This is a genomic window from Bradyrhizobium diazoefficiens (assembly GCF_016616885.1).
GTDB classification, from domain to species: domain Bacteria; phylum Pseudomonadota; class Alphaproteobacteria; order Rhizobiales; family Xanthobacteraceae; genus Bradyrhizobium; species Bradyrhizobium diazoefficiens_F.
In genome coordinates this window covers 569,805-586,907 of the sequence record NZ_CP067102.1, presented here as the reverse complement: position 1 = coordinate 586,907, position 17,103 = coordinate 569,805, and the positions used below count along the sequence as shown (strand labels likewise).

At 63.5% G+C, this 17,103-nt stretch carries 19 protein-coding genes, 1 tRNA gene and 1 pseudogene; 14 read left to right on the top strand and 7 right to left on the bottom strand.

Going from position 1 to position 17,103, the window contains the following annotated elements; genetic code table 11:
• The first annotated feature begins 48 nt into the window (after nucleotides 1-48).
• Together JJC00_RS02735 and JJC00_RS02730 are read left to right on the top strand one after the other, a co-directional pair.
• Nucleotides 49-954: a LysR family transcriptional regulator gene (locus JJC00_RS02735; protein WP_200471234.1), complete on the top strand. Its 906-nt coding sequence runs from the start codon at nucleotides 49-51 to the stop codon at nucleotides 952-954.
• 95 nt (nucleotides 955-1,049) lie between these two features.
• Nucleotides 1,050-2,255, top strand: a complete 1,206-nt coding sequence (locus JJC00_RS02730) for an IS481 family transposase (RefSeq protein WP_200469653.1) — start codon at nucleotides 1,050-1,052, stop codon at nucleotides 2,253-2,255.
• 263 nt (nucleotides 2,256-2,518) lie between these two features.
• On the opposite strand, the gene JJC00_RS02725 is transcribed toward JJC00_RS02730, so the two are convergent.
• A tRNA-Ser gene (locus JJC00_RS02725) sits at nucleotides 2,519-2,608 on the bottom strand.
• Nucleotides 2,609-2,843: 235 nt separating this feature from the next.
• On the opposite strand from JJC00_RS02725, the gene JJC00_RS02720 reads away from it, so the two are divergent.
• A complete protein-coding gene (locus JJC00_RS02720; RefSeq protein WP_200471233.1) occupies nucleotides 2,844-3,707 on the top strand; it encodes an alpha/beta fold hydrolase in 864 nt (287 codons plus the stop codon).
• 203 nt (nucleotides 3,708-3,910) lie between these two features.
• Here the strand turns inward: JJC00_RS02720 and JJC00_RS02715 are convergent, their stop codons facing one another.
• Nucleotides 3,911-5,053, bottom strand: coding sequence for an ROK family protein (locus JJC00_RS02715; RefSeq protein WP_200471232.1), 1,143 nt, complete (start codon nucleotides 5,051-5,053; stop codon nucleotides 3,911-3,913).
• A gap of 330 nt (nucleotides 5,054-5,383) precedes the next feature.
• Here JJC00_RS02715 and rplU point away from each other — a divergent pair, with 330 nt between their 5' ends.
• The 3 genes from rplU (at nucleotide 5,384) to JJC00_RS02700 (ending at nucleotide 6,888) form a co-directional block, all read left to right on the top strand.
• On the top strand, nucleotides 5,384-5,773 hold the full coding sequence (gene rplU / locus JJC00_RS02710; protein ID WP_200471231.1) for a 50S ribosomal protein L21: 390 nt from the start codon (nucleotides 5,384-5,386) through the stop codon (nucleotides 5,771-5,773).
• Between the two features lie 97 nt (nucleotides 5,774-5,870).
• Entirely contained in the window at nucleotides 5,871-6,140 is a 270-nt protein-coding gene (gene rpmA / locus JJC00_RS02705) for a 50S ribosomal protein L27 (protein WP_128962840.1), read from the top strand.
• A gap of 154 nt (nucleotides 6,141-6,294) precedes the next feature.
• Complete coding sequence (locus tag JJC00_RS02700; RefSeq protein ID WP_200471230.1) at nucleotides 6,295-6,888, top strand: GNAT family N-acetyltransferase; 594 nt, start codon at nucleotides 6,295-6,297, stop codon at nucleotides 6,886-6,888.
• 15 nt (nucleotides 6,889-6,903) lie between these two features.
• Here the strand turns inward: JJC00_RS02700 and JJC00_RS02695 are convergent, their stop codons facing one another.
• Nucleotides 6,904-7,818, bottom strand: a complete 915-nt coding sequence (locus JJC00_RS02695) for a DMT family transporter (RefSeq protein ID WP_200471229.1) — start codon at nucleotides 7,816-7,818, stop codon at nucleotides 6,904-6,906.
• A gap of 95 nt (nucleotides 7,819-7,913) precedes the next feature.
• On the opposite strand from JJC00_RS02695, the pseudogene JJC00_RS37750 reads away from it, so the two are divergent.
• The 3 genes and pseudogenes from JJC00_RS37750 to JJC00_RS02685 form a co-directional block, all read left to right on the top strand.
• Nucleotides 7,914-8,006: pseudogene (locus JJC00_RS37750) on the top strand (dehydratase); the annotation flags it as partial.
• Between the two features lie 85 nt (nucleotides 8,007-8,091).
• Nucleotides 8,092-9,132, top strand: coding sequence for a GTPase ObgE (gene obgE / locus JJC00_RS02690; protein ID WP_200471228.1), 1,041 nt, complete (start codon nucleotides 8,092-8,094; stop codon nucleotides 9,130-9,132).
• A gap of 70 nt (nucleotides 9,133-9,202) precedes the next feature.
• Complete coding sequence (locus tag JJC00_RS02685) at nucleotides 9,203-10,837, top strand: alkaline phosphatase family protein (RefSeq protein ID WP_200471227.1); 1,635 nt, start codon at nucleotides 9,203-9,205, stop codon at nucleotides 10,835-10,837.
• A gap of 46 nt (nucleotides 10,838-10,883) precedes the next feature.
• Here the strand turns inward: JJC00_RS02685 and JJC00_RS02680 are convergent, their stop codons facing one another.
• Entirely contained in the window at nucleotides 10,884-11,873 is a 990-nt protein-coding gene (locus JJC00_RS02680) for a Bug family tripartite tricarboxylate transporter substrate binding protein (RefSeq protein WP_200471226.1), read from the bottom strand.
• Between the two features lie 199 nt (nucleotides 11,874-12,072).
• On the opposite strand from JJC00_RS02680, the gene proB reads away from it, so the two are divergent.
• A complete protein-coding gene (gene proB, locus JJC00_RS02675) occupies nucleotides 12,073-13,194 on the top strand; it encodes a glutamate 5-kinase (protein ID WP_200471225.1) in 1,122 nt (373 codons plus the stop codon).
• 18 nt (nucleotides 13,195-13,212) lie between these two features.
• Here proB and JJC00_RS02670 read toward each other — a convergent pair whose 3' ends face one another.
• Entirely contained in the window at nucleotides 13,213-13,509 is a 297-nt protein-coding gene (locus JJC00_RS02670; RefSeq protein ID WP_200471224.1) for a type II toxin-antitoxin system RelE/ParE family toxin, read from the bottom strand.
• A complete protein-coding gene (locus tag JJC00_RS02665; RefSeq protein ID WP_200471223.1) occupies nucleotides 13,490-13,768 on the bottom strand; it encodes a type II toxin-antitoxin system ParD family antitoxin in 279 nt (92 codons plus the stop codon). The genes JJC00_RS02670 and JJC00_RS02665 overlap by 20 nt, the downstream gene beginning before the upstream one ends.
• Before the next feature lie 187 nt (nucleotides 13,769-13,955).
• On the opposite strand from JJC00_RS02665, the gene JJC00_RS02660 reads away from it, so the two are divergent.
• The 3 genes from JJC00_RS02660 (at nucleotide 13,956) to rsfS (ending at nucleotide 16,506) form a co-directional block, all read left to right on the top strand.
• Complete coding sequence (locus JJC00_RS02660; RefSeq protein WP_200471222.1) at nucleotides 13,956-15,251, top strand: glutamate-5-semialdehyde dehydrogenase; 1,296 nt, start codon at nucleotides 13,956-13,958, stop codon at nucleotides 15,249-15,251.
• Nucleotides 15,252-15,274: 23 nt separating this feature from the next.
• On the top strand, nucleotides 15,275-15,919 hold the full coding sequence (locus JJC00_RS02655) for a nicotinate-nucleotide adenylyltransferase (protein WP_200471221.1): 645 nt from the start codon (nucleotides 15,275-15,277) through the stop codon (nucleotides 15,917-15,919).
• Nucleotides 15,920-16,149: 230 nt separating this feature from the next.
• Nucleotides 16,150-16,506 carry a ribosome silencing factor gene (gene rsfS / locus JJC00_RS02650; RefSeq protein ID WP_200471220.1) on the top strand — a complete coding sequence of 119 codons (357 nt, stop codon included), beginning with the start codon at nucleotides 16,150-16,152 and terminating at the stop codon, nucleotides 16,504-16,506.
• Here rsfS and JJC00_RS37745 read toward each other — a convergent pair.
• Nucleotides 16,503-16,724: a hypothetical protein gene (locus tag JJC00_RS37745; RefSeq protein ID WP_246774331.1), complete on the bottom strand. Its 222-nt coding sequence runs from the start codon at nucleotides 16,722-16,724 to the stop codon at nucleotides 16,503-16,505. The two genes, rsfS and JJC00_RS37745, sit on opposite strands and share 4 nt — an antisense overlap.
• On the opposite strand from JJC00_RS37745, the gene rlmH reads away from it, so the two are divergent.
• Complete coding sequence (rlmH, locus tag JJC00_RS02645) at nucleotides 16,620-17,081, top strand: 23S rRNA (pseudouridine(1915)-N(3))-methyltransferase RlmH (RefSeq protein ID WP_246774327.1); 462 nt, start codon at nucleotides 16,620-16,622, stop codon at nucleotides 17,079-17,081. The two genes, JJC00_RS37745 and rlmH, sit on opposite strands and share 105 nt — an antisense overlap.
• Nucleotides 17,082-17,103 lie beyond the last annotated feature (22 nt).

Below are 17,103 nucleotides of genomic sequence, written 5' to 3'. Positions count from 1 at the left end.
GCTTATAAGATTAGCCGGAAAGAACTCATCAATTCATGAGGTTTGCCTATGAACGTCACCTTGCGGCAACTGCGGGCCTTCACCGGCGTATATCGCACGCGCAGCATCACGCGGGCGGCGCGCGAGCTGGGAATTACGCAATCCGCCGCGAGCCTCCTGATCCAGCAGCTCGAGGTCCAGCTCGGCGTCAGACTGTTTGACCGCTCCACGCGCTCGGTGCAGCCGACGCCGGCGGCCGACGAGGCTTATCACGCCGCCGAACGAATGCTGGGCGATGCGCTGGGCCTGCTACGGCGCATGCGCGACCTCGCACAGGCGCGCGCGGGCCGCGTCGCGTTTCTGGCGTCGGCCGGCACCGCATCGGCGCTGCTGCCGCCGGTACTGGCAAAATTCCGCGCAAGCTTTCCCGACATCGAAATCAACATGCGCGACATGGCGGCCGACGATCTCGTTCCACGCATGATGTCGACGGACGCAGAATTCGCGATCGGCAGTGTGGAAGGTGAATTCGCCGAGATGACGATCGAGACCCTGACCCGCGGGCGCTTAAGCGCCATCGGCCGGCGCACGGCCGACTTCGCCGCGCGGCGTTCCCTGACATGGGACGAGCTTGCGGCGTGGCCGACGATCGCGATGCGGCGCGAGACACGTATCCGCATGCAGATCGATCAGGCGCTGAGCGCGCAGGGCAAGCGCCTCACACCCACCCATGAAGTCACGCTGATCAACACCGCGCTCGCCATGACGGCGCAGGGACTGGGACTTGCCATACTTCCCGCAACGATGCTGCCGGCCGATCAGTTTCCGACCCTGATCGCGAGGCCTCTGGTGCGGCCGGCGATCACGCGACCCGTGTCGCTGCTGCAGCGGCAGGGCCGATCACTGTCGCCGGCGGCACAGGCGTTCGTGGCTACGGCACGGAGGGTGCTGGCGGCGCGAGCGGCATCAGGCTGATTTTACGGAAGTTTCTGAGCGGCCCGAGACATAGGTGACAAAACGTACCGGACACATGGGTTACACTTTCCGCTTTTGTTCTGCGGGAGGTGTGGATGCCGTGGAAAGCGAGTTCGGTGATGGAGGAGCGCCTGCGGTTTGTTGCCCGGCTGTTGGATGGCGAGGCAATGACGGACGTATGCCGGGATTTCGGCATATCGCGGAAGACCGGCTACAAGATCTTTGGTCGGTACAAGGAGCACGGGCTTGAGGCCCTGACGGACCGGTCGCGGCGGCCGGTCCGCTACGCCAACCAGCTGCCGCAGCAGCTCGAAAGCCTGATCGTACGCCTGAAAACCGAGAAGCCACATTGGGGAGCCCGCAAAATCCGCGAGCTCCTGGTCCGGCGGCTGGATGGTGACGTCAGGGTGCCGGCCAAGAGCACCATCCATGCCGTGCTCGACCGCCAGGGCCTGGTCAAGCGCGCCCGTGAACGGAAGACCCCGGCGCAGGGCACGCGGTTGTCGGCCGCGGTTGCGCCCAATGACCTCTGGTGCGCCGACTTCAAGGGCGAGTTCAAGCTCGGCAATGGGCGCTATTGCTACCCACTCACCGTGACCGATCAGGCTTCGCGGTTCTTGCTCATGTGCGAAGCTCTGGAGTCGACGCGAGAGGAACTGGCAGTTACGGCGTTCGAGCGGCTGTTTGCCGAACGCGGGCTGCCGCTGTCGATCCGCTCCGACAATGGCGTACCGTTCGCCAGCCCCAATGCGCTGTTCAACCTGTCAAGGCTCTCGGTCTGGTGGCTTCGTCTCGGCATCGCCATCGAACGCATCAAGCCTGGCCATCCGCAGCAGAATGGCCGTCACGAGCGCATGCACCTGACGCTGAAGAAGGAGGCGACCCGGCCGCCAGGCTCGAATATTCTGCAACAACAAGACCGCTTCGATGCCTTCGTTCACGAATTCAACACGGAAAGACCGCACGAGGCGCTCGACATGAAGTGTCCGGCGGAATTGTATGCGGCTTCACCGCGCCACTATGACGGCTTGCCCGAACTGTCCTATCCATTCCATGACCGCGACGTCCTCGTCACGGCCTGCGGACGGCTCTGCCTGCATCGCAAGAGGATCAACATCTCGAGCGTGCTGGCCGGCCAGAAGCTCGGCATCAAGGAAGTCGACGATGGCATTTGGCTCGTCAGCTTCATGCACTACGATCTGGGATACTTCGACCTCGAGCAAAAGACCTTGCAACCCCTCGACAATCCATTCGGCCCGAAGCCCGTCACCGATGTTCCCGGTACGACATTGTCGCTCTGACCGAGATGCACTCTTGCTCATTCTTGGCATGGCAGCCACCGGCTTGGCCGCGCTGAGCCGTCAACCCCCGAAGCCCCGTAGGGGGCGCGCCCTTGGCGCGCGGGCTTGACGGCGAAAGTGCGGGCCGAGCAATAATGGCCATGCCAACGAATGCGTGGAGTGAGTGACCCTGCAACCCTTCGACAACCCGTTCGGCACGAGGTTGTCACCCATGTCTTAGGTACGACCTGTTACCTATGTCTCCGGGCTGGACATTCGAGATTTGGCGGAGAGGGAGGGATTCGAACCCCCGATAGGCTTGCACCTATGCCGCATTTCGAGTGCGGTGCATTCAACCACTCTGCCACCTCTCCTGAAGGCGCCATAGTAGGAGCAGGGCCCCTGTGGTTGGGGGCGTTAATAGGCGAGGATGGCGGGCCAGACAAGGCGCGAAAGGGGAAAATCCGCTGCCTCTTTCATCCACCCCTCCTCGAGTCCCGTTCCGATAGAATCGGAACGGCACTGGGGATTCTTGTTTTGACGCGTTTTCTTGACGCGAACCGGCGTCCACTTCGCTTGAAAACGCTCTCAATTTGGGAAGGAACTGCCATGGAGCACCTGACGATCTCCGCCAATGGCGCCAAATTCCATGTGGTCCGCGCCGGGGCCGGAAAACCGCTGCTTTTGCTGCATGGTTGGCCGGAATTCTGGTTGACCTGGGAGCCGGTGATCTCCAGGCTTTCGGACCGTTTCATGCTGATCGCGCCGGATCTGCGCGGCTTTGGCGACAGCGACAAGCCGGACGGGGCTTTTGGGCCGGACGGCCATGCGGCCGACATGCTGGGACTGATGGACGGGCTCGGCATCGACCGATTCGCCGTGGTTGGCCACGACGTCGGCGGCGCGGCGATGCAGCCGCTGGCCCGGCGGGCGCCGGAGCGGCTCGCGGGGCTGTTCTTCTTCGATTTCGTCTATCCCGGCATCGGGCCGCGGATGGCGGCGCCGGACCGGCTCAACCACATCTGGTATCAATCCTTTCACCAGATGGAGATGGCGCCCGCGCTCGTCGGCGCGAGCCGCGAGAGCTGCCGGCTCTATATCGCGCACTTCCTGCAGAATTGGGCCCACCGCAAGAACGTGTTCGACGACGTCCTTGACCTCTTCGGCGACAATTTCTTTAGGGATGGCAACCTTGCCGGCGGCTTTGCGCATTATCGGGCGTCGCATTCGGCGCGCGTCGCGATGATGAAGGGCGAAGCGCCGCTTTTGCCGCCGATCGATGTGCCGACTTGCGTGCGCTGGGCCGAGCACGATCCGCTGTTTCCCTATGCCTGGACCGACCGACTGGGAGAGACGTTTGCCGAACTCGATCTCGCGATGTTCCCGGGCGTCGGACACTTCCCCCACCGTGAGGATCCGGATCGCGCGGCGACGGAGATCGCGGCGTTCTTTCAGCGCATCGGCTGGAGTTGAATCCTAGAAGCCCAGGAGAACGGGTGGGACCGCCAGACGCGGTAAACACTGGCGGTCCCGTGCCGCTTCATCGAAATGCTGGTCAGGAAGGGCGGCTTCGCAGACCTGCGTGAGGCGACGATTCGACCCTAGCGTGCAGGCAGCTTCCCGCAACGCAATCCATCCCTTAACCTAACCAGTCAAGGTTACTCCTTGTCGGCCTTCTAGCCGTTCTTGTTGTTTTCCTTGGCTTTCTTCTTCCCATTGTCCGTAGTATCGCGGTCCTTGCCGTTGCCACCATTCTTGTCGTTGCGGCGATTGGTGAAGCGCGCATTGCCGAGGCCGGTGCCGATGGTGAGCACGCCCCAGCGCTCGACATGCTGCATGAACGGCACCTCGGAGAGGCCCTGAACCACGCCGTCATTGTGCATCACGACCGCGGTGTCGTGCTCGCCGATCCGCGGGATAGCCGCGACCAGGCTCGCCGGCAGGTTGAATTTGCTGCTCTCCCAATTGCCCGGCAGGTTCTGCGCGCCTTTTTCGATGGAGCCGTCCTCGTTGATCACGCCGGGACAGGCGATGCCGATGAAGGGCGCGAGCTTGAAGCCCTCGGCTTCGGCGTCCTCGATGAGGCCTTCGAGCATCTTGACCAGCCGCTTCACCGCGGCCTCGCGGCTCGGCTCATCGCTGGCATGGCGCCACAGATCGGATTTGAAGACGATCGCCTTGGACAGATCCGGCGCCTTCTTCCAGCGGGTCTCGACGATCCCGCAGCGGATGTTGGTTCCGCCGATATCGACCGCGAGGATGCTGTCATAGGCCTCGAAAATCCAGGACGGCGCGAGATGCACGGCTCCGATCAGGCCGGCATCATCCGGATCGGTGCGGATCGGCACCAGATCGACCTTGAAGCCCTCCGATTTGAGGATGATCTCGGCCCGGGCAATGGCAATTTCGCCGAGCCGGCTGGCGCGAAAGCCGCCGCCGACCACGATGCACTCGGTTTTGGCCCATGCCTTGGTCTTGAGGAATCGCCGTGTGACGTAAGCGAGCTCCTGCGCGAAGTCTTCGATCGCGCTGTGCACGACGGCCGTGGCCTCCGTATCGTCGCCGACCAGAACGGCGTCGAGCGCCTTCTTGCTGATCTTGTCGGATGGCTCGTCGCCGAAGGGGTCCTCGCCGCTCTTGCGGAGCGGCTTGCGCCACTCTTCGAGGATTTCGCGAAACGCGCCCTTGCTGGCGCGGTCGCCGAGAAAGCCCTCGTCGTCCTTGATCTCGATGTTGAAGCTGTCGACATCGACCGACGGCAGCCGGCTCGCCCCGTGCTGGGCGATGCCCGTCGTCTTGACCAATTCGTCCGTTGCCATGGAAAACCCTTGCCCGAATGCGAATTCGCGAGGACAACGGCGGGGGAACCTGTTGGTTGCTGCGCGGAGCGAGATTCATGGCTCGCGTGGAAATGGCCCAAATCCTTCAAATCCGGGCCTTTTCGCCCGCTTTTCCTTGACTCCCAGCGGCTGGCGGCTATAAGTCCCACAACCGGCGCGGGGCGTTTCTCGCGCCGCCTGTTTTTGCGTGGGTTTTCAAAGGGATAACTCCCGCCCGCACAAAACGCGCATAAACCCATAGCGACTGACAAAAAGCCGGCCCCGACGATCTCGTCGCGAGGCCGGGATTGAACACGAAGGAAAACAACGATGTTCGCAGTCATCAAAACCGGCGGCCGGCAGTATCGCGTCGTTCCGGATGATGTTCTGGAAGTAGGCAAGATCGAAGGCGAAGTCGGCACGATCGTGCAGCTGAGCGAAGTCCTGGTGGTCGGCGGTGATACGCCGGTGCTGGGTCTGCCCACGGTTGCCGGCGCATCCGTCGCCGTCGAGGTGCTCGACCACAAGCGCGGGCCGAAGGTCATCGCCTTCAAAAAGCGCCGCCGCAAGAATTCGCGCCGCAAGCGCGGCTACCGCGACGAGATCACGGTCGTGCGCGTCAGCGAGATCCTGACTGACAACGCCAAGCCCACCAAGGGCCCGCGTCCGAAGAGGGAAAAGGTCGCAAAGGAAGCGGCCAAGGAAGCCGACGCCGCATAAACCGATCACGCCAATTCACGAATTGATGCGTGAGACGTTTTGAAATGATTCCGTCAAGGAATTGACCTAGACATACGCAGGATTTCGGAGACGAGCCATGGCTCACAAAAAAGCAGGCGGTTCATCGCGCAACGGTCGCGATTCAAAGGGTAAGCGCCTTGGCGTCAAGGTGTTCGGCGGGGAGCACGTGATTCCCGGCAACATTATTGCACGTCAGCGCGGCACCACCTGGCATCCCGGCCTTAATGTCGGCATGGGCACTGACCACACTCTGTTCGCCAAGATCGAGGGTCGTGTTGAATTCCAGGCCAAAGCCAACGGACGCACCTTTGTAGCGGTGCTCCCGCTCGCAGAGGCTGCTGAATAGACGGTGGATCATTTGGAGTCCGCCGGGTCCTTGACCGAACCGGCGGAGTCCAGAGATCAAAAGAGATCGAAGGCTCCAGGGGAGGCAGGGAAACCGGCCTCCCCTTTCGTTTGTCGCGTTCACTTTCCACTTAGTGACTTTGACGGAGCCGGACATGTTGCAGGATTTCTCGAGCGTGACCTTGCGAGAGGCGAGACCCAGCGTCGTCGCCACCGAGCGGCTGACCTTGCGGCGGCCGACCCTCGCCGACGTCAGGACCATCGCCCGCCTCGCCAACGACCGCCGAGTCGCGGAAAATACCCGCCGCCTCCCGCATCCCTATTCGCAGGACGACGCCGTCGAATTCATCCGCGCCACGTCCGCGCTCGGCAGCGAGACCGTGTTCCTGATCGAGCACGACAGCGGCCCGGTCGGCATGGTCGGTATCGACCGCTCCACGCCCGACAATGCCGAGCTCGGCTACTGGCTCGGCGTCGAGCATTGGGGCCAGGGCTTTGCCACCGAGGCCGCGCGCGGCGCCATCGACTTCTTCTTCGAGGAGTTCGAGGACGACCATCTCTATGCGGGCGCGCGCGTCACCAATCCGGCCTCGCGCAACGTGCTGGAGAAGTGCGGCTTCCAGTGGAGCGGCGTGCAGCTGCACCGCTTCCTGGCGCTGGGCTCGTCGACGCCGGTCGACTGCTTCCGCTTGTCGCGCGGGGTGTGGTCGTCGCTGAAGAGCTGGAGCAGTGCGCGGCGGATGAGGTAGGGGCGGAAGACGTCGCTACACCGGCGGATTCACCTCTTCGCCGGCACGGCCGAGATCGCGCTCTCGAAGATAAATGTAGAACCCGGCGCCGATGATGATCACGGCACCGACAATCGTCGCCACCTGTGGCACATCGCCAAACACTGCGAAGCCGAAGATCACGGCCCAGACGATCATCGAATATTGGTAGGGCACCACCACGCTCGCCGGCGCGAGCTTCAGCGACCGGTTGACGCAGAACAGCGCCGTCACCGAGATGCATCCCGCCAGCGCGAAGAACACGAGGCTGCCAGGGGTCGGCGGCACCCAGTGGTAGGCCGACAGCACCGCGCCCAGCGAAAACGTGCCGATGAATTGCGAGGACGCCATCACGATATCGGGCGTCTTGCGCAGGCTGCGCGTGATCAGCATCAGGGTTGCAAACGACAGGCTGCCGCCGAGCGCGATCAGCGCCGGCAGGCTCACCGTCTGCGCCGATGGGCGCAGCGCGATCAGCACGCCGGAGAAGCCGATCAGAATCGCCGTCCACCGCCGCCAGCCGACCTTCTCGCCCAGAAAGATCGCCGACATCGCGGTGACGAAGATGGGGCCGGCGAGGTAATAGGTGATGACGTCGGCGAGCGGCAGATAGACCGTCGCGAGGAAGAAGGCGGCCACTTCCAGCGTTGACAGCACGACGCGAAACAGCTGCAGGCGCGGCCGCTCCAGCTGCAGGAACTGATGACGCTGCCGCCAGATCAGCGGCGACAACAGCAGCAGCGCCGCGCAGGCGCGCAGGAACAAGAGCTGCCCCACCGAATAGGTGCCCACCAGGAACTTGCCCATGGCATCGCCGAACGAGAACATGAAGATCGACAGCACCATGAGGGCGATGCCGGCCAGCCGTGCCGAACGGTCGTCATAGGCGGAGAGATTCTTGAAGAAGGGCATTGGCGCCGTTTTAATGAAGCAGGCGCGCGCGACAAGCCCGCGGCAGCCGAATTGAACGGATTGTCGCACGCTTCGCGCCGCGGTAGCGATGGGCGGTAACACTCAAGAACACCGTGTTCAACCAGCGCAAGGAGCTGGTGCTGGAAGGCATGCAGAAATTCCTGATCCGGTGCCGGCCGACTGGTTAAGCAAGGGGCCAAAATCGCGGAAATTCGGCCGATTTGCGGGTCAATCCGGGTTGCCGCGGGGGACCGGCTGGCCTACCTATGGCCCATGAAATTCCTCGACGAAGCAAAGGTCTATATCCGCTCCGGTGACGGCGGGAACGGCTGCGTGGCGTTCCGCCGCGAGAAGTTCATTGAATTCGGCGGTCCCTCCGGCGGCAATGGCGGCCGCGGCGGCAACGTCATCCTCGAGGTCGCCGACGGCCTCAACACGCTGATCGACTACCGCTACCAGCAGCACTTCAAGGCCCAGAAGGGCGAGAACGGCTCTGGCTCCGACCGCCATGGCGCCAACGGCAAGAACATCGTGCTGAAGGTCCCCGTGGGTACGCAGATCTTCGACGAAGATCGCGAGACCCTGATCCACGACTTCACCAATGTCGGCGAAAAGTTCGTGCTGGCCGAGGGCGGCAATGGCGGCTTCGGCAACGCGCATTTCAAGACCTCGACCAACCGCGCGCCGCGCAACGCCAATCCCGGCCAGACCGGCGAGGAACGCTGGATCTGGCTGCGGCTGAAGCTGATCGCCGATGCCGGTCTCGTCGGCATGCCCAATGCCGGCAAGTCGACCTTCCTCTCCAAGGTCAGTGCGGCGCGGCCGAAGATCGCCGACTATCCCTTCACCACGCTGCATCCGCAGCTCGGCGTCGTGAACGCCGACGGCCGCGAATTCGTGCTCGCCGACATTCCCGGCCTGATCGAAGGCGCCCATGAAGGTACCGGCCTCGGCGACCGCTTCCTTGGCCATGTCGAGCGCTGCCGCGTGCTGTTGCATCTGATCGACGCGACCTGCGAGCATGCCGGCAAGGCGTACAAGACCGTGCGCAAGGAGCTCGACGCCTATGGCGGGCTGCTCACCGACAAGATCGAGATCGTCGCGCTGAACAAGATCGATGCAGTCGAGCCGGACGAGCTGAAGAAGCAGAAGGACCGGCTGAAGCGTGCCGCGAAGAAGACACCGCTGCTGCTCTCCGGCATCACCGGCGACGGCGTCAAGGAAGCGTTGCGCGCACTTGTGGATGTGATCGGCGAGGCCCCGGTGTCAGCCAAGGCCAAGAGCGCGGCCGAAGCGGAGCCGTGGTCGGCTTAATCCCGTCCCGCTTATCTTCGCGCCCTCGATAGCGCAGCATCCAGCAATCAAGAAGCGGCAGGGATGACGCATGGCGCGCGCAAAAAACGTTCTCTGGATCATGTGCGACCAGCTTCGCTATGATTATCTCGGCTGCACCGGCCATCCCACGCTGAAGACGCCGAACATCGACGCCATGGCCAGGCGTGGCGTGCTGTTCTCGAAGGCTTATGTGCAGTCGCCGATCTGCGGCCCGTCGCGGATGTCGTTCTACACCGGCCGCTACATGCGCTCGCACGGCTCGCACTGGAACGGCTGGCCGCTGCGCGTCGGTGAGCCCACGCTCGGCGATCACCTCAAGACAATCGGCGTGCGCAACGTGCTGGTCGGCAAGACCCACATGGCGCCCGACCTCGAAGGCATGAAGGCGCTCGGCATCCCGCCGGAATCGATGATCGGCGTGCATGTCGCCGAGTGCGGCTTCGAGCCTTATGAGCGCGACGACGGCCTGCACCCGACCGGCCGGCCGCGCCCGAAATACGACGAATATCTGCGCCAGCAGGGTTTTGAAGCCACGAACCCGTGGGAGCACTGGGCCAATTCAGGCGCAGCCGAAGACGGCTCGTTGCAGAACGGCTGGCTGCTGGTGCATGCCGACAAGCCCGCGCGCGTGCCGGACGAGCATTCCGAGACGCCCTACATGACGCGGCGCGCGATGGACTTCATCAGCGAGGCCGAGACCGACGGCCGGCCGTGGTGCCTGCATCTGTCTTACATCAAGCCGCACTGGCCCTACATCGCGCCAGAACCCTATGCGAGCATGTACTCGACATCAGACATGATCCCGGTGATCCGCTCCGAGCGCGAGCGGCAGAATCCGCATCCGGTGTTCGGCGCCTACATGGACATGCGCTACTCCCGCAACATGGCCCGCGATGATGCCCGCGAGAAGGTGATCCCGACCTATATGGGCCTGATCACGCAGATCGACGACCAGATGGGCGTGCTGATGAAGTTCCTGGAGGAACGCGACCTGCTGGAAACGACGATGATCGTGTTCACCTCCGATCACGGCGATTATCTCGGCGATCACTGGATGGGCGAGAAGGATCTGTTCCACGAGCAGTCGGCAAAGATCCCGCTGATCATCATCGATCCCTCCAAGGAAGCCGACGCGACGCGCGGCACGCGCAGCGACGCGCTGGTGGAAAGCATCGATCTCGCGCCGACCTTCGTCGATTATTTCGGCGGCAAGGTGCCGGGCCACATCCTGGAAGGGCGCTCGCTGCTGCCGCTGATGCGCGGCCCGACGCCGGGCGATTGGCGCAAGGTCGCATTCTCCGAATACGACTACGCCATGCAGGATGTCCGGCTGAAGCTGAACCAGCCGATCGAGCGCTGCCGCCTGTTCATGGTGTTCGACGGTCGCTGGAAATATATCCACGCCTCCGGCTTCCGCCCGATGCTGTACGACCTCGAAACCGATCCGGAAGAGTTTTTGGATCGCGGCGACGACCCCGAATGCGCCGGCATCATCGCGCGGTTGCAGGCCGAGCTATTCGACTGGGTCCTGCATCCGAACGACCACATCACCACGCCGCGCGAGAAGATCGCGAATTATGCCGATAGCCAGCTCCAGGTGAAGGGCGGGATTTTGATCGGCGTTTGGGATGAGAAAGAGCTGGCGTCGATCAAGGACGGCATCGCCCAGCGCGCGAAGATGTGAGGCGCTCCTTCTCCCTCTCCCCGCGCGCGGGGAGAGGGAGAAGACCTCAATTCTCGATCTTGTACCCCGTCGCCTTCACGATCGGTTGCCACAACGCGATGTTCGCTGCGAGCTCCTTGGTCAGTCCATCTGCGTTGCTGCCGACTGGAATCAGTCCGATCGCGGTGAGCTTCTCCTTCACCTCGGCCTTGGCCAACGCTGCGCTCGCGGCCGCGCCGAGCTTGCTTGCGAATTCCGGCGGACTGCCGGCGGGAAGCCACATGCCGTACCAGGCATCCGCAACGAGATCGATGCCGCTCTCCTTGAGCGTCGGAACGTCGGGAGCGAACGGCGACCGCTCGGCGCTCGCGACCGCAATGATCTTCACGCCCTTGGCGCGATGCTGCGGCAGCGCATCCGCCAGCGTGGTGATCCCAAAGGAAATGTGGCCGCCAATGATATCGTTGAGGATCGGCGCGCTGCCGCGATAAGGCACGCGCGTCAGCGGAATGCCGAGATCCTTCTCGAGCTTGGAGCCCATGAAATGCGGAATGGTGCCGTTGCTCGGCACTCCGAACGACGTCTTGTCAGCATGTGCTTTCAGCCATGCGACGAATCCCTTGAAATCGGAGGCATCGATCCCCGGACCGATCACGAGCGCGAACTCGAACCGCGCCAGCAGGGACACCGGCATGAAATCCTTCGCCGTATCGAAGCTCGGCGTCGTCTCCACCATCGGCAGCAGATACATGGTCGGCCCCGTCGTCACCAGCACCATGCTGCCGTCGGGGCTTGCCCCTTTCACCGATTTGATGCCGATCAGGCCGTCGCCGCCGGTGCGGTTCTCGACCACGACGGTCCGTTGCAACACCGGCGCGATCTCCTGCGCGATCAACCGGCACAGCGTGTCGCCGCCCGCTCCCGCCGCGAACGGGAAGATAACTTTGCTCAGCCCGGCCTGCGCCCGGGCCTCACCGACCTGTGCCAGCAGCGGCAACCCAAGACCTCCTCCAAGCCCTCCTGCAAGACATCTGGCCATGAATTTGCGGCGATCCATTCGCTTCCTCTTTCAGCCCGTTATTGGTTGGCGGCATTAGAACCAGGCTGGCCGGCAAGACAAGGCCGACCTTCGCGTTTACCATCGCGCCCGCCTTGCGCCGGCCATCGTCCTGCTGCAAAAGCAGGCCTCAAGCGGCGGCGCTCTCCGCTCCGCCGTTTCCAAAGCAATTCGCAGCAACGCGCCAGAACATACACACATGGCCAGCCCCGAACTCAGTCAATTCCGCCGCATCGTCGTCAAGGTCGGCTCCGCGCTGCTGGTCGATTCCGACAGGGGTGAAGTGCGTGCATCCTGGCTCGCCGCGCTCGCGGACGACATGGCTAAGCTGCACCAGGAAGGGCGTGACGTCCTCGTCGTCTCCTCCGGCTCGATCGCGCTCGGCCGCAGCCGGCTCAAGCTGCCGCGCGGGCCGCTGAAGCTGGAGGAGAGTCAGGCCGCCGCGGCCGTCGGCCAGATCGCGCTGGCGCGGATCTGGTCCGAGGTCCTTGGCGCGCACGGCATCGGCGCCGGCCAGATTTTGGTGACGCTGCAGGACACCGAGGAGCGCCGCCGCTATCTCAACGCCCGCTCCACCATCGGCAAGCTCCTGGAGTGGCGCGCGATCCCTGTGATCAACGAGAACGACACGGTCGCCACCAACGAAATCCGTTACGGTGACAACGACCGTCTCGCCGCCCGCGTCGCCACCATGGCGAGCGCCGATTTGCTGGTGCTGTTGTCCGACATCGACGGGCTCTACGACGCGCCGCCGAAGAACAATCCGAACGCCAGGCTCATTCCTGTCGTCGACAGCATCTCCTCGGAGATCGAGGCGGTGGCGGGAGACGCCGAGTCCGAACTGTCGCGTGGCGGCATGCGCACCAAGGTCGAGGCGGCCAAGATCGCCACCACCGGCGGCACGCATATGCTGATTGCGTCCGGCAAGATCGAGCATCCGCTGCAGGCGATCGCCAATGGCGGCCGCTGCACCTGGTTCCTGACGCCGGCCAATCCCATCACCTCGCGCAAGCGCTGGATCGCGGGCACGCTGGAACCGAAGGGCACGCTGACCATCGACGCCGGTGCGGTAACGGCGCTGCGCGCCGGCGCCAGCCTGCTGCCGGCCGGCGTGATCAAGGTCGAGGGCCAGTTCGCCCGCGGTGACGCCGTGATCGTCCGCGGCCCCGACGCCAGCGAGGTCGGCCGCGGCCTGATCGCCTATGACGCCGAGGTCGCCGAGCGGATCAAGGGCCGCTCGTCCCCGGACGTGATGGCCATCCTTGGCATCAGCGGGAGATCGGAGATGATCCACCGCGACGATCTCGTGGTGGGTGGGTAAGGGTCAGCCGAGCGTCGGCTACTGCATGTCGTCGGCGCCGATATCCTGACGGCCGTGCATGACGCGGACGACCTCGACACCGTCTGGTGTTGGAACGTAGAAAATCACGTAGTTGCCGACCGGAAAGCTGCGCAACCCTGTTCGCAATTCGCTTCGTTCGCGACCGGCAAACGGCGTCTCGGCAAGCATGTCGAATGTTGCTTCGACACGGACGAGCAGCGTATCGGCCGCTCTCGGACTATCTGCGGCGATGTAGTCCCAGATCGTCGTAAGGTCGATCTCGGTCCGCGGACTCTTAAGCGGTCTTTTTGCCATTTTTGGCCGCCAGTCGCTTCCGACCTTCTGACTTGATCCGCTCGAACATGTCGCCGACCTCTTCCATCGGCCCGCTGTCAAAGCCCTTCTGGATTTCCTCTCGCAGCGCCTCCAACTTGACCTGACGCCGCTCCTCGCGCTCCTCGACCAGGCGAAGGCCTTCGCGCATGACCTCGCTCGCGGTGGCGTAGCGGCCGCTCTCGACCAGATTGTCGATCAGGTCCTCGAAATGCTTGCCAATGCTGTAACTGCTCGCCATGGGGAAGCTCCGTATCAAATAATGATATTTATTGATATTTGGGCAATCCGCAAGGATTCAGCCGACGCTGGCAAGACCATTGGCGGACCTAGGACGCAACCCGGGGTACCTGCCATACCCTCCCCGCGCTTCGCAAAAGCGGGATTTCCGTGCTAGGACACTGCCTTAGCAGAAGGTTGAACTCCCCATGGCCGCCTCCCTCAAAGCCGTCGACGGCAATGCCGATCTTCAGGCGCTGATGTCCGATCTCGCCGCCCGTGCCCGCGCCGCGGCGCGCGTGCTGGCGCTGGCGCCGCCGGAGCAGAAGAACCGGGCGCTGGAAGCCATGGAGCGGGCGATCCGCGCGCATGCTGCAGCGATCCTCGCCGCCAATGCCGAGGACGTCGCGGAGGCGCGCGCCTCCGGCAATGCCACGTCCTCCTTCATCGACCGCCTGACGCTGACGCCGGCGCGGGTCGAAGGCATCGCCGAAGGCATCGCCGTCGTGCGCGGGATCGCCGATCCCATCGGCATCGTCACCGAGAGCTGGCAGCGGCCGAACGGCATGACCATCGAGCGCGTGCGCGTGCCACTCGGCGTCGTCGGCGTGATTTTTGAAAGCCGGCCGAATGTTGCGGCGGACGCCGGCGTGCTCTGTTTGAAGTCCGGCAATGTCGTGATCCTGCGCGGCGGCTCCGACAGTTTCCGCTCGTGCCGCGCCATCCATGAGTGCCTGGTGCAGGGCCTGCGCGAAGCCGGTCTGCCCGAAGCCGCGATCACGCTGGTGCCGACGCGCGACCGCGCGGCGGTCGGCATGATGCTGTCCGGCCTCAACGGCGCCGTTGACGTGATCGTGCCGCGCGGCGGCAAGAGCCTCGTCGCGCGTGTCGAGCAGGAAGCGCGCGTGCCGGTGTTCGCGCATCTCGAAGGCGTCAATCACGTCTACATCGACGGCAGCGCCGATCTCGCGATGGCGAAGTCGATCGTCCTCAATGCCAAGATGCGCCGCACCGGCGTCTGCGGCGCGGCCGAGACGCTGCTGGTCGATCGCGCCGCTGTGGCATCGAGCCTGAAGCCGCTGGTCGAGATGCTGCTCGAGGCCGGCTGCGAGGTGCGCGGTGACGAGATGGTGCAAGGGACCCATGCGCGCGTAAAACCGGCCAGCGAGGACGATTGGGACACCGAATATCTCGACGCGATCATCGCGGCGAAGGTGGTCGACGGCGTCGACGGCGCGATCGCGCACATCCAGAACCACGGCTCGCACCACACCGATGCGATCGTGAGCGAGAACGATTTGGCTGCGAAGAAATTCCTGAGCGAAGTCGATTCCGCGATCGTGCTGCACAACGCCTCGACGCAGTTCGCCGATGGCGGCGAGTTCGGCTTCGGCGCCGAGATCGGCATCGCCACCGGCCGCTTCCATGCCCGTGGTCCTGTTGGTGCCGAGCAGCTGACCAGCTTCAAATATCGCGTTCACGGCACAGGGCAGACGCGGCCGTAAGGCATGGCGCGAGGCGTGGAGCATTGAGTAACAATTTCGTCGCGCCACGTTTCTTCGCGCAGGCCATACCGCCCTACACCGAAGGCATGCGCATCGGCCTGCTCGGAGGCTCGTTCAATCCGCCGCACCAGGCCCATCGCACGATCAGCCAGTTCGCGCTGAAGCGCCTTCAGCTCGATCGCGTGTGGTGGCTGGTCACGCCGGGCAATCCGCTGAAGGAGAACGGCAATTTGCATGAGCTCGGCAAGCGCATGCAGGCGGCGCGCGAGGTCGCCAACGACTCCAGGATCGAAGTGAGCTGTCTCGAATCCGTCATTCGCACCCGCTATACTATCGACACGATCAACACCTTGCGCCGCCGTCTCAGTGGCTTGCGCTTTGTCTGGATTATGGGCGCCGACAACCTCGCTCAATTCCATCGTTGGCAGCACTGGCGGCGCATCGCCGACCTGGTGCCGATGGCGGTCATCGATCGCCCGCCGCAGAGTTTTCGTGCCCTTGCCTCACCCGCCGCCCAGGCGCTTGCGCGCTATCGCCTGCCCGAGAATAAGGCAGCCTTACTTGCGGATCAGCCGGCGCCAGCCTGGGTCTTCCTGACCGGATTGAAGCTCAACGTCTCCTCGACCCGGTTACGGAACCCGGATGGGAGCTGGAAAGGTACGAAGTGAGACAAAGGTACAAAGTGAGACAGAGTGTGCGATTGAGGGGCTCTCTGGCATATTGAAACCCTTAACCCCACATGATGTAGTGTAACCCGTGAGGGGCGGATTCGGCCCTCGCGATACAGTGAAAGGAATGGTCCCTGGCCACGTCTGTATTGTCCAAGTCAGCTTCAACGAAGTCTGTTTTACCCAAGGCTACGAAACCGACGCGTAAAACATCGACCAAAGCTGCAGCCTTGAAGGCGCAACCCGACGCCGACAAGACGCTGAACCTGATCCTCTCCCGCCTCGACGACATGAAGGCGGAAGAGACGGTCACCATCGACCTTCGCGGCAAATCGGCATACTCCGACTACATGATCGTCACCACGGGCCGTGTGAACCGGCACGTTGGCGCGATCGCGGAGAACGTCGCAAAGAGCCTCAAGGAAACCGGCATCAGGAACATCCACGTCGAGGGTTTGCCCAATTGCGACTGGGTGCTGATCGATTCCGGCGATGTGATCGTACACGTGTTCAGACCCGAGGTCCGTGAGTTCTACAATCTCGAGAGATTGTACACGCAAGGCCCAGGGGCGGCGAAGGCGATCTAAACGACCTGGCCGATTTCGAATCGGCTGACGCGCATGGTAGCGTCGTGCGCGCGCGGATTGCGCGCGGTCTGGAAACGCGACCCTAAAACCTCATGCGTGTTGCTGTCATTGCTGTGGGCCGGCTGAAGCAAGGCCCCGAGCGGGAGCTTGCCGACCGCTATTTCGAGCGGTTCGACGAGGCCGGCCGCAAGCTCGGATTCCGCGAGCTCGTCATCCACGAAATTCCTGAGAGCCGCGCGCGCGACACCGCGACGCGAATGACCGAGGAGGCCGCGGCGATCGCCGCACATATTTCCGAAAAATCGATTCTGGTGGCGATGGACGAGCGCGGACAAAACCTCGATTCCACCGTATTCGCACGGCATCTCGGGCGCTGGCGCGACGATGGCGCCGGTCATACTATCTTCGTGATCGGAGGGGCGGACGGACTTTCGCCCGAATTGCGCCGTAAGGCCAAGCTCGCGATCGCGTTCGGCTCTGCGACCTGGCCGCATCAAATGGTCCGCGTCATGCTTCTGGAACAGCTGTATCGGGCCGCCACCATTCTGGCCGGCCACCCCTATCACCGCGCGTGATTCGCGCCACAACGAGCACATT

Excerpts from the sequence above, each read along its gene's own strand:
- obgE (WP_200471228.1), top strand. The coding sequence starts at position 8,092 with ATGAAATTCCTCGACGAAGCAAAGGTCTATATCCGCTCCGGTGACGGC.
- JJC00_RS02695 (WP_200471229.1), bottom strand. The coding sequence starts at position 7,818 with ATGCCCTTCTTCAAGAATCTCTCCGCCTATGACGACCGTTCGGCACGG.
- rpmA (WP_128962840.1), top strand. The coding sequence starts at position 5,871 with ATGGCTCACAAAAAAGCAGGCGGTTCATCGCGCAACGGTCGCGATTCA.
- rplU (WP_200471231.1), top strand. The coding sequence starts at position 5,384 with ATGTTCGCAGTCATCAAAACCGGCGGCCGGCAGTATCGCGTCGTTCCG.
- JJC00_RS02730 (WP_200469653.1), top strand. The coding sequence starts at position 1,050 with ATGCCGTGGAAAGCGAGTTCGGTGATGGAGGAGCGCCTGCGGTTTGTT.
- JJC00_RS02700 (WP_200471230.1), top strand. The coding sequence starts at position 6,295 with ATGTTGCAGGATTTCTCGAGCGTGACCTTGCGAGAGGCGAGACCCAGC.
- JJC00_RS02685 (WP_200471227.1), top strand. The coding sequence starts at position 9,203 with ATGGCGCGCGCAAAAAACGTTCTCTGGATCATGTGCGACCAGCTTCGC.
- JJC00_RS02665 (WP_200471223.1), bottom strand. The coding sequence starts at position 13,768 with ATGGCGAGCAGTTACAGCATTGGCAAGCATTTCGAGGACCTGATCGAC.
- JJC00_RS02720 (WP_200471233.1), top strand. The coding sequence starts at position 2,844 with ATGGAGCACCTGACGATCTCCGCCAATGGCGCCAAATTCCATGTGGTC.
- proB (WP_200471225.1), top strand. The coding sequence starts at position 12,073 with ATGGCCAGCCCCGAACTCAGTCAATTCCGCCGCATCGTCGTCAAGGTC.
- JJC00_RS02660 (WP_200471222.1), top strand. The coding sequence starts at position 13,956 with ATGGCCGCCTCCCTCAAAGCCGTCGACGGCAATGCCGATCTTCAGGCG.
- JJC00_RS02735 (WP_200471234.1), top strand. The coding sequence starts at position 49 with ATGAACGTCACCTTGCGGCAACTGCGGGCCTTCACCGGCGTATATCGC.
- JJC00_RS02670 (WP_200471224.1), bottom strand. The coding sequence starts at position 13,509 with ATGGCAAAAAGACCGCTTAAGAGTCCGCGGACCGAGATCGACCTTACG.
- JJC00_RS02715 (WP_200471232.1), bottom strand. The coding sequence starts at position 5,053 with ATGGCAACGGACGAATTGGTCAAGACGACGGGCATCGCCCAGCACGGG.
- JJC00_RS02680 (WP_200471226.1), bottom strand. The coding sequence starts at position 11,873 with ATGGATCGCCGCAAATTCATGGCCAGATGTCTTGCAGGAGGGCTTGGA.